Below are 9,844 nucleotides of genomic sequence, written 5' to 3'. Positions count from 1 at the left end.
GGCTGTGGGGACTGCTCGTGCCGTGTCGTCGGGGCTTCAGTGACTTTCCCTGACTTTTACGGCTTTTCTGGGTCTAGAGGTACTGACCGGTGTTGGCGACGGTGTCGATGGAGCGTCCGGCGTCGGTGCCCTTGGTTCCGGAGACGAGGGTGCGGATGTAGACGATCCGCTCGCCCTTCTTGCCGGAGATGCGGGCCCAGTCATCCGGGTTGGTGGTGTTGGGCAGGTCCTCGTTCTCGGAGAACTCGTCGACGCAGGCGTCGAGGAGGTGCTGGACCCGCAGGCCCTTCTGGCCGGTGTCGAGGAACTGCTTGATCGCCATCTTCTTGGCCCGGTCGACGATGTTCTGGATCATCGCGCCGGAGTTGAAGTCCTTGAAGTAGAGGACTTCCTTGTCTCCGTTGGCGTAGGTCACCTCGAGGAAGCGGTTCTCCTCGGTCTCGGTGTACATGCGCTCGACGGTCCGCTGGATCATGGCGTCGACCGTCTGGGTCGGGTCGGCGCCGTGTTCCTTGAGGTCGTCGGGGTGCAGCGGCAGGTCGGTCAGGAGGTACTTGGAGAAGATGTCCCTGGCCGCCTCGGCGTCGGGCCGCTCGATCTTGATCTTGACGTCCAGGCGGCCGGGCCGCAGGATCGCCGGGTCGATCATGTCCTCGCGGTTGGAGGCGCCGATGACGATGACGTTCTCCAGGCCCTCGACGCCGTCGATCTCCGACAGCAGCTGGGGCACGATCGTGTTCTCCACGTCCGAGGAGACGCCGGAGCCGCGGGTGCGGAAGATCGAGTCCATCTCGTCGAAGAAGACGATGACCGGGGTGCCGGCCGAGGCCTTCTCGCGGGCGCGCTGGAAGACCAGGCGGATGTGCCGTTCGGTCTCGCCGACGTACTTGTTGAGGAGTTCGGGTCCCTTGATGTTGAGGAAGAAGGACCTGCCCTCCTGTCCGGTCTTCTCGGCGACCTTCTTGGCCAGGCTGTTGGCGACGGCCTTGGCGATGAGGGTCTTTCCGCAGCCGGGCGGTCCGTAGAGCAGCACGCCCTTGGGCGGGCGGAGCTTGTGCTCGCGGAAGAGCTCGGCGTGCAGGTAGGGCAGTTCGACGGCGTCCCTGATCATCTCGATCTGGGGACCGAGCCCGCCGATCTCCTCGTAGGCGATGTCGGGGACCTCTTCGAGGACGAGTTCCTCGACCTCGGCCTTGTGGATCTTCTCGTAGACGTAACCGGAGCGGGTGTCGAGCATGAGCGAGTCGCCGGCGCGCAGCGTCATGCCGCGCAGCGGTTCGGCCAGCCGGACCACGCGTTCCTCGTCGGCGTGGGCGACCACCAGAGCGCGTTCGCCGTCGGCGAACACCTCCTTGAGGGCCACCACTTCGCCCTGCTGCTCGAATTCGAGGGCCTCGACCACGTTGAGGGCCTCGTTGAGCATGACCTCCTGTCCGGGCTGGAGGTCCTCGACCTCCACCGCCGGGCTGACGTTCACCCGGAGCTTGCGGCCCCCGGTGAAGATGTCGACGGTGCCGTCCTCACGGGCGTTCAGGAAGATGCCGTAGCCGGACGGCGGCTGTGCCAGCCGGTCGACCTCTTCCTTGAGAGCGATGATCTGCTCTCGCGCCTCTCTGAGTGTGGACACCAGTCGCTCGTTCTGGCCTGTCACAGCGGCCAGATTCGCCTGTGCCTCGTGCAGGCGCTCCTCGAGCACCCGCGTCTGGCGGGGGGATTCCGCGAGCTTCCGACGCAGGACCGAGATCTCTTCCTCCAGGAAAGAGAGCTGAGTCTGGAGGTCACGAACCTCCTTGTCCTGCGCCTTTCGCCCCGCGGCGTCATCACGAGCGGCCACGCCCCGTCACCTCCTCACGAAGAGCCGACGACCTACTCTGACCCTACCTATCTGACGGGGTTCCGTAACCTGACTATTGTGTTTCCGTACCGCTGTCGATTGGTTACGGAGCGCAGTCTTCGCAGGTCGGAGCGGCTTTCGATGGGAAAAGAAACGTCACTGAAACAGAAAAAACACGGCGTGTCGGCCGAAGGGGTGCCGGTTACGCCGGAGGCGAACCAAAACCGGATTCCGGCGCGGGAACGTCCTGGGAAGTGTCGGGGAAACGGTTGTCATTACCCCGGGTGAGTTCCGTCGAACCGCTTTCGGGGTAGGCGCCCTTGGCGGGGCGGCGGCGGCGCAGCGGCGGGGTGACGCCGTCGGCGAGCCGGCGCGCGGTCACCAGGAAGCCGGTGTGGCCGATCATGCGGTGGTCGGGGCGCACCGCGAGCCCTTCGACGTGCCAGGAGCGCACCAGCGTCTCGAAGGCGTAGGGCTCGGCGAAGCAGCCGTGCTCGCGCAGGCCCTCGACGACCCGCGACATCTGGGTGGTGGTGGCGATGTAGGCGCACACCAGGCCGCCGGGCACCAGGGCCTTGGCGACGGCGTCCAGGCACTCCCAGGGGGCGAGCATGTCGAGGACGACGCGGTCGACGTCGGTCTCGGTGATGGCGTCCTCGAGGGAGCCGACGGTCAGCTTCCAGGAGGGGTGGGGGCCGCCGAAGAACTTCTCGACGTTCTTGCGGGCCACTTCGGCGAAGTCCTCGCGCCGCTCGTAGGAGGAGAGGCTGCCGTGCTCGCCGACGGCGCGCAGCAGGAAGCAGGACAGGGCGCCGGAGCCGGCTCCCGCCTCGACGACGCGGGCGCCGGGGAAGATGTCGGCCATGGCGACGATCTGGCCGGCGTCCTTGGGGTAGACGACGGCGGCGCCGCGCGGCATGCGCACGGCGAAGTCCTGGAGCAGGGGCCGGAAGACGAGGTATTCGATGTTGCCGGTGGAGCGCACGACGATGCCCTCGGGCCTGCCGATGATCTCGTCGTGGCTGATCCAGCCCTTGTGGCCGTGCCACTGCTTGCCGGTCTGCAGGGTCAGGGTGTTGATCCTGCCCTTGGGGTCGGTCAGTTGCACCTGGTCGCCGTCCCTGAGGATGCCGTGGGGCGTGCGAGGAGCAGGTGGGGTGCTGGCGGTCATCCCTCCAGCCTAGTGGCGTCGGGGGCGCGTCCGGTCCGCTCCTGGAGGGCTCAGGTGCGGGCCAGGAGGCGGTCGAGGTCGCGGGCGGACAGCACACCGTAGATCTCGCCGCCGGGTTCGACGAGGAGGTGTTCGGCGGCGCCGGAGTCGCGGAGGGCGTCGATGAGGCCGGTGCCCGACAGGTCGGCGGGGAGGGTGGTGGCTCCGGAGAGGGCGCGGGAGACCTCGCCCGCGCTCACCCAGGGGCGGCGGTGTTCGGGGACGGCTTTGACGGCCTGTTCGCTGACCAGGCCGGTGGGCCGTCCGTCGTGGTCGACGATCACCATGGCGCCGGCCTGGGCGGCGCGGGCGGTCTCCAGGGCCTGGGCGAGGGGGGTGTCGGCGGTGACCGCGACGGCTCTGCGGCCCAGGCGGCGGGCCTGCAGGAGGGGGATGCGGTCGCGGAGGCGTTCGGCGCGGATGGACTGGGTGGCGGCGATCCACATGAAGGAGGAGAGGAACGCGGCCCAGATGACGGAGATCCAGTCGACGCCGGCGCCGCGGGTGGCGAGGAAGATCCCGCCGGTCAGGACGATCAGGGCCAGGACGCGTCCGGCGTGGGCGGCGGCCATCGTGCCGGTGCGGTCCTTGCCGGTGAGCTTCCAGACCACGGCGCGGAGCAGGAATCCGCCGTCGAGCGGGAGTCCGGGCAGGAAGTTGAACACTCCGACGGTGAGGTTGGTGAGGGTGAGGGCGCGCAGGAGCAGTTCGGGGACCGGCGGGAGGTCGGCGAGGAGGTCGACGGCCAGGCCCGCGGCGGCCAGGAGCAGGGAGAGCAGGGGTCCGGCGGCGGCGATGAGGAAGGAGGCGCCGGGTCTGGTGGCCTCGCGTTCGAGGTGGGTGACGCCGCCCAGGAGGTGGAGGATGATCGCGCGGACGGGGAGGCCGAAGGCGCGGGCGGTGATGGCGTGTCCGAGTTCGTGGAGGAAGACCGACAGGTAGAGGAAAAGCGCGAAGGAGAAGGAGATGAGGGTCGCGGCGGGTTGGGGGGCGACGGCCCTGGCCGCGGGGAGGAAGGCCAGGGTGATGAGGAGTGCGATCAGGAACCAGCTGCGGGCGACGTAGACCGGTACTCCGGCCACGGTGCCCAGCGCCAGTCCGGGCGTTCCCTGGTCTTTTCGGTCTTCGTGCACGTCCTTGAGCCTAGTCAGGCTCGGCGTGTTTTCGTCCGACCGGTCCCCTAGTCTCGGGTGCATGACCTCCACCGGGACCTCAGTGATCGGTTCGCTGTCCCCCTCGCGCGCGGGGGATTTCATGACCTGTCCGTTGCTGTATCGCTTTCGGGTGATCGATCGGATTCCGGAGCGGCCGAGTCCGGCGGCGGTGCGCGGGACGCTGGTGCACGCGGTGCTGGAGCGGTTGTTCGACCTGCCGGCGGCGGGGCGGACGCCGGAGGCGGCGCGGGAGCTGCTGGATCCGCAGTGGGAGCGGCTGGTGGCCGAGGAGCCGGAGCTGGTCTCCCTGTTCGAGGGCGCTCCCGAAGGCGAGCGGGAGGAGTGGCTGGCGCAGGCGCACACGATGCTGGAGCGGTATTTCACGCTGGAGGATCCGCAGCGGCTGGAGCCGGCCGACCGCGAGCTGTTCGTGGAGACGGTGCTGTCGTCGGGGTTGAAGCTGCGCGGCTACATCGACCGGGTGGACGTGGCGCCGGCGGGTCAGCTGCGGGTCGTCGACTACAAGACGGGTTCGGCGCCGCGGGCGGATTTCGAGGCCAGGGCGTTGTTCCAGATGAAGTTCTACGCGCTGGTGCTGTGGCGGTCGCGGGGCCGGGTGCCGAGTGTGCTGCAGTTGATGTACCTCGGTAACGGCGAGGTGCTGCGGTATGTCCCGGACGAGGCCGATCTGCGGGCGACGGAGCGCAAGGTCGAGGCGTTGTGGCAGGCGATCCGGCGGGCGATGGACTCCGGGGACTGGCGGCCCCGGCCGGGGCGGTTGTGCGACTGGTGCGACCACAAGGCGCGCTGTCCGGAGTTCGGGGGCGTGCTCCCGCCGCTGCCGGAGGCTCCTGCGGCGGGGGGTGAGCCGGAGGTCGTCCCGGCGACCAGGGACGTGTCGGTGGATCTGTAGTCGGGGCGAATCCCGGTGCGGTCGGGTGCGGGCCCCGCTACGGTTCCCGCATGGGTTCCAGCGATCTTTATTTCTCCTGTGACGTGGAGGCCGACGGGCCGGTGCCCGGCCCGTATTCGATGCTGAGTTTCGGGTTCTCGGTGGCGGGGGGCTTCGACGGTTCGGTGTTCACTCCTCGTGATCCGCTGGAGCACACCTTCTATGTGGAGCTGAAGCCGATCAGCGCCTCGTTCGTGCCGGAGGCGCTGGCGGTCAGCGGTCTGGACCGGGACGTGCTGCTGGCGGAGGGGGCCGAGCCGGCGGAGGCGATGACCGCGGCGGCGCGGTGGGTGCGGGAGCGGGCGGCCCGGGCGAAGGCGTTCCCGGTCTTCGCCGCTTATCCGCTGGGATTCGACTGGATGTGGATGTACTGGTATTTCGTGCGGTTCGCCGAGGGCGGGTCGCCTTTCGGGCATTCGCGGGCGCTCGACATGAAGACGTTGTACGCGGCGCGTGCCGGGGCGCTGGTGCGGGACTCGGTGAAGGGGAAGATGCCGAGCCGGCTGCTGCCGGACCGCCGGCACACCCATCACGCGCTGGACGACGCCGTGGAGCAGGCCGAGTTGCTGCAGAACCTCATGATGTGGGACGGGCGGGACTGAGCGGAGGCGGCCGGAGCCCTCCGCACTGGGGCGGAGGGCCCGGGGATGGGGGCTTCTTTCAGATGGCGTGGGCGTCCGGCCGGGGTGAGCCGGTGCTGTGGCGCAGGGAGCGCAGCCTGAACGCCGCGACGACGAGCGAGATGCCGAAGGCGATGGAGAACACGCCGATGATCCACAGGAGGGCGAGGCCGCCGGCGCCGGGCCAGGCCAGCAGGGCCAGGCCGAAGAGGACCGAGAGGCCGCCGCTGAGGATGTGCCACCCTTCTCCTTCGATCCGGCGGCGCATCCAGATGGCGGCGACGATCTCGGTGACGCCGGTGAGGATGGCCCAGATCCCGATCAGCATGATCAGTACGAAGGCCGTGGCTCCGGGCCAGAACAGGGCGAGGATCCCCACCACGACCCCGCAGGCTCCGGACAGGGCGAGCCAGGCGCGCGACTGCCCTCGGACGCCGCCTTTGAGGGCGTGGAAGAGGGCGACGGCCCCGTCGACGAGCGCGTAGGCGCCGAACAGCAGGGCGAGGGCGAGGGCGGTGATGCCGGGCCAGAACCAGGCGAGCAGGCCGAACAGGATCGCCAGGCCGCCGCGTAGTGCCAGCATCCACCAGTTACGGGCCATTTCCTCGAGCATCGCCGTCTCCCGCCGATGGGTTTCCTGCCTAGGGGCATCCCGCGTTCCCGCTCGAGCCAACCCGCCGCTTCGGTCAATTCCTTCCAAAAGGGAACGGGCCCCCGGCGGCGCTGCCGGGGGCCCGTCTCAGGGGTGGATCACTGGGTGGCGATGGCCTGGAGGACGTCCATGCGGCCCGCCCTCCAGGCCGGCCACAGCGAGGCCAGGAAGCCGACCAGCGCGGAGAAGACCGCGCAGCCGATCAGGAAGGGGACGGGGATGGACAGGACGTTGATCTCCTCGCTCAGGCTCTGCTGGATCGCGGCGCCGAACGCGACGCCCAGCCCGATGCCCAGCAGCCCGCCGAACAGCGCGATGGCGATCGACTCCAGCCAGACCATGCCGCGCAGCTGCTGCCGGCTGAGCCCGACGGCGCGCAGCAGGCCCAGTTCCCTGGTGCGTTCGATGACCGACAGGACGATCGTGTTGACCACTCCGAACACCGCGATGATCACCGAGAGGGCGAGCATCAGGGTGAAGAAGAGCACGAACCCGTCGAGCTGGGACTGGATCTGGTCCTTCAGGTCGTTCTGGTCCTGCACCATCACGCCCGGGTAGGCGTCGACCACGCCGTCCAGCGCCTTGCGGGTCGCGGCGTCGGTCTTCTCGGTGTCCACGGTCAGCAGGTTCGGCATGGCCCGGGGGGTGTGGGCCTTCCAGATCTCCGGGGACAGCAGCCTGTCGCCGATGAGCTCGTTGTCGGTGAAGACGCCGGTGACGGTCAGGGTCTCGGTCTTGCCGTCGGGGAACGTCGCCTGCGCGGTGTCGCCGGTCTTCAGCGCCGCGCTCTTCGCCGTGCTCTCCGACAGCAGGAGCCCCCCGGCCGCGGCCTCGCCCGCCACCACTTCCGCGTTGCCCGCGTCGAGCAGCGCGCGGGGGTCTCCGGCGGTGTACCAGGTGTTCTCGCCGTTCAGCTTGAACTCCCCGTTGCCGGCCTCGGCCACGCCGACGACGCCGGGGAGTTCCCGGACCGCCTTCACCAGGTCCGGTCCCAGGCCCTGCTGGCTGGTGGAGGCGACGGCGTAGTCGATGCCGAACTGCTCGTCGATCATCCGGTCCGTGGTCGCCCCGAGGGAGGAGCTGATCACGTTGACGGTGGTCACCAGCGACAGGCCGATCATCAGCGCGACCGCGGTGACCGCGGTGCGGCGCGGGTTGCGGCCCGGGTTCTCCTTCGCCATCTTGCCGGCGACGCCGAAGGCCTTCGGGTACCAGCCCGCCAGGACCCTCACCACCGGGCTGCCGATCACCGCGGCGAGTATCGCCGCGGCCAGCCACACCAGCAGCACCCCGACGCCCAGCAGGGACATCGTCTCCTGGGTGCCGCCGGTCCCGGTCAGGCCCAGGCCGAGGAACAGCACGCCGATCAGCGCGACCGCGGTGCCGATGATGCCCCGGATGCGCAGGCTGCGCTGGGGCGGGGCGACGTCGTCGCGCATGGCCGCGACCGGCGGGATCCTGGAGGCGCGCAGCGCCGGGAAGAAGGCGGCGACGCAGGTGACGACGACGCCCACCAGGTAGGAGAAGATCACCGGGGTGGCGGTGAAGGCCAGGCCGTCGCTCAGGTCCAGCCCCTGCGTCTGGAAGAAGGCGCTCAGCAGGGCCGCCAGGCCCGCGCCCAGGGCCAGGCCGAGGGTGGAGCCGACGAGGCCCACGGCGACGGCCTCTCCCAGCACCGCGAGGATGACCTGCCGGCGGGAGGCGCCGACCGCGCGCAGCAGGGCCAGTTCCCTGGTCCGCTGGCCGACCAGCATCGAGAAGGTGTTGAAGATGTTGAAGGAGCCCACGACGATCGACACGAGGGCGAAGGCCAGCAGGAACCCGCGCATGATGCCCAGCAGCGAGTCGATGTCGCTGCGCTCCTCCTCGAGCATCTGCTCGCCGGTCACAGCCTCCAGCCCGTCGGGCAGGGTCGCGGCGACGCGCTCGGCCAGCTCCTTCTCGGTGCCGCCGGACGCGACCTTCAGGGTGACGCTGGAGAACTGGCCGGGGGCCAGCAGCAGCTTCTGCGCGGCGGGGGTCTCCCAGAACACGAAGGTCGCGCCGCCGGTGGTGCCGTCGAGCACGCCGGAGATCGTGACGTCCTGGAGGGATCCCGCGACGGCGACCTTGATCCGGTCGCCGACGGTGAAACCGCCCTTCTCCGCGCTGGCGAGGTCGATCACGACCTCGCCGTCGCCGGAGGGCGCCCGGCCCGCGACCATGGTCCAGGCGTCACCGTCGTCCGTGCCGTCGTCGGCCCAGTTGAAGCCGAACTGCGGGGCGCCTCCCCCGCCGATGGGGTCGCCCTCCTTGTCGATGATGATGGCGTTGCCCTGGACGGCGCCCTCGACCGAGGCGACTCCGGGGACCTTCGCCAGGGAGTCGAGCAGGGTCTCGGGGACGGGCACCGGGGTGGCGGTCTCGTCGAAGGTCTCCACCGGGGACACGCCGCGCACGGACACGGACGGCGGCCCGTCGTCGGCGAAGATGTCGTCGAACGTCTTGTTCATCGTGTCGGTGAAGATGAGGGTGCCGGCGACGAACGCCACGCCCAGGATCACCGACAGGGCCGTCAGGACGAGCCGGAGCTTGTGCGCCGCGAGGTTGCGGAGCGTGACCTTGCGCATCATTCGGACACGACCTTCGGCAGGTCGAAGCCCTTCATGCGCTCCAGCACCTTCTCGGAGGTCGGGGCGGTCATGGTGTCGACGATCCGGCCGTCCTGGAGGAACACGACCTCGTCGGCGTAGGCGGCGGCGCCGGGGTCGTGGGTGACCATGACGATGGTCTGGCCCATGTCGCGCACCGAGGACTGCAGGAACCCCAGGACCTCGGCGCCGGAGCGGGAGTCGAGGTTGCCGGTCGGCTCGTCCGCGAAGATGATCCCGGGCCGGGAGGCGAGGGCGCGGGCGCACGCCACGCGCTGCTGCTGGCCGCCCGACAGCTCCGACGGCCGGTGCTTGAGGCGGGGCCGCAGCCCGACGGTGTCGATGACGGTGTCCAGCCAGGCCTGGTCGGCCTTGCGGCCGGCGATGTCCAGCGGGAGGGTGATGTTCTCCAGGGCGGTCAGGGTCGGCACGAGGTTGAACGCCTGGAAGATGAAGCCGATCCGGTCGCGGCGCAGCCGGGTGAGCCGCTTGTCGTCCAGCCGGGTCAGTTCGACGTCGCCGACGAACACCTGGCCGGCGGTGACCGAGTCGAGTCCGGCCATGCAGTGCATCAGGGTGGACTTCCCGGAGCCGGAGGGGCCCATCACGGCGGTGAACCGGCCCTTGGGGATGCCCACCGTCACGTCGTCGAGCGCCCTCACCTCGGCGTCACCGGTCCCGTAGGACTTGGTGACCCGCTCGACGCGGGCGGCGAGTTCGCCCAGGGGCGGCGCGGGGTTCGGAACGGAATGCGACACGGATGGCTCCCTCGGGGGGTCGGCGTTCCTCCGG

Annotated in this window: 8 protein-coding genes; 2 read left to right on the top strand and 6 right to left on the bottom strand. The window is 69.8% G+C overall.

All coding sequences use genetic code 11. The annotated features are described in order from the left end of the window. Positions 1-73: 73 nt before the first annotated feature. The 3 genes from arc to ABD327_RS22660 form a co-directional block, all read right to left on the bottom strand. Positions 74-1,834, bottom strand: a complete 1,761-nt coding sequence (gene arc / locus ABD327_RS22670) for a proteasome ATPase (RefSeq protein WP_344452623.1) — start codon at positions 1,832-1,834, stop codon at positions 74-76. 202 nt (positions 1,835-2,036) lie between these two features. Further along, a complete protein-coding gene (locus ABD327_RS22665) occupies positions 2,037-3,005 on the bottom strand; it encodes a tRNA (adenine-N1)-methyltransferase (RefSeq protein WP_344452621.1) in 969 nt (322 codons plus the stop codon). A 50-nt stretch (positions 3,006-3,055) separates the two neighbouring features. Next, complete coding sequence (locus tag ABD327_RS22660; RefSeq protein ID WP_344452620.1) at positions 3,056-4,177, bottom strand: M50 family metallopeptidase; 1,122 nt, start codon at positions 4,175-4,177, stop codon at positions 3,056-3,058. Positions 4,178-4,238: 61 nt separating this feature from the next. Between ABD327_RS22660 and ABD327_RS22655 the strand changes: the two genes are divergently transcribed. Beyond that, a complete protein-coding gene (locus ABD327_RS22655; protein WP_344452619.1) occupies positions 4,239-5,111 on the top strand; it encodes a RecB family exonuclease in 873 nt (290 codons plus the stop codon). A 50-nt stretch (positions 5,112-5,161) separates the two neighbouring features. Beyond that, positions 5,162-5,752, top strand: coding sequence for a 3'-5' exoribonuclease domain-containing protein (locus ABD327_RS22650; RefSeq protein ID WP_344452618.1), 591 nt, complete (start codon positions 5,162-5,164; stop codon positions 5,750-5,752). Between the two features lie 58 nt (positions 5,753-5,810). Here the strand turns inward: ABD327_RS22650 and ABD327_RS22645 are convergent, their stop codons facing one another. The 3 genes from ABD327_RS22645 to ABD327_RS22635 form a co-directional block, all read right to left on the bottom strand. Next, complete coding sequence (locus ABD327_RS22645) at positions 5,811-6,383, bottom strand: HdeD family acid-resistance protein (protein WP_344452616.1); 573 nt, start codon at positions 6,381-6,383, stop codon at positions 5,811-5,813. Between the two features lie 137 nt (positions 6,384-6,520). Continuing rightward, positions 6,521-9,034, bottom strand: coding sequence for an ABC transporter permease (locus tag ABD327_RS22640; protein WP_344452615.1), 2,514 nt, complete (start codon positions 9,032-9,034; stop codon positions 6,521-6,523). After that, positions 9,031-9,810 (bottom strand): ABC transporter ATP-binding protein, encoded by a 780-nt coding sequence (locus ABD327_RS22635; protein WP_344452614.1) that lies wholly within the window; start codon positions 9,808-9,810, stop codon positions 9,031-9,033. The genes ABD327_RS22640 and ABD327_RS22635 overlap by 4 nt, the downstream gene beginning before the upstream one ends. Positions 9,811-9,844: the final 34 nt, after the last annotated feature.

It is taken from the genome of Actinocorallia aurantiaca, assembly GCF_039533685.1.
GTDB classification, from domain to species: Bacteria; Actinomycetota; Actinomycetes; order Streptosporangiales; family Streptosporangiaceae; genus Actinocorallia; species Actinocorallia aurantiaca.
This window is presented reverse-complemented; position numbering and strand designations above follow the sequence as displayed.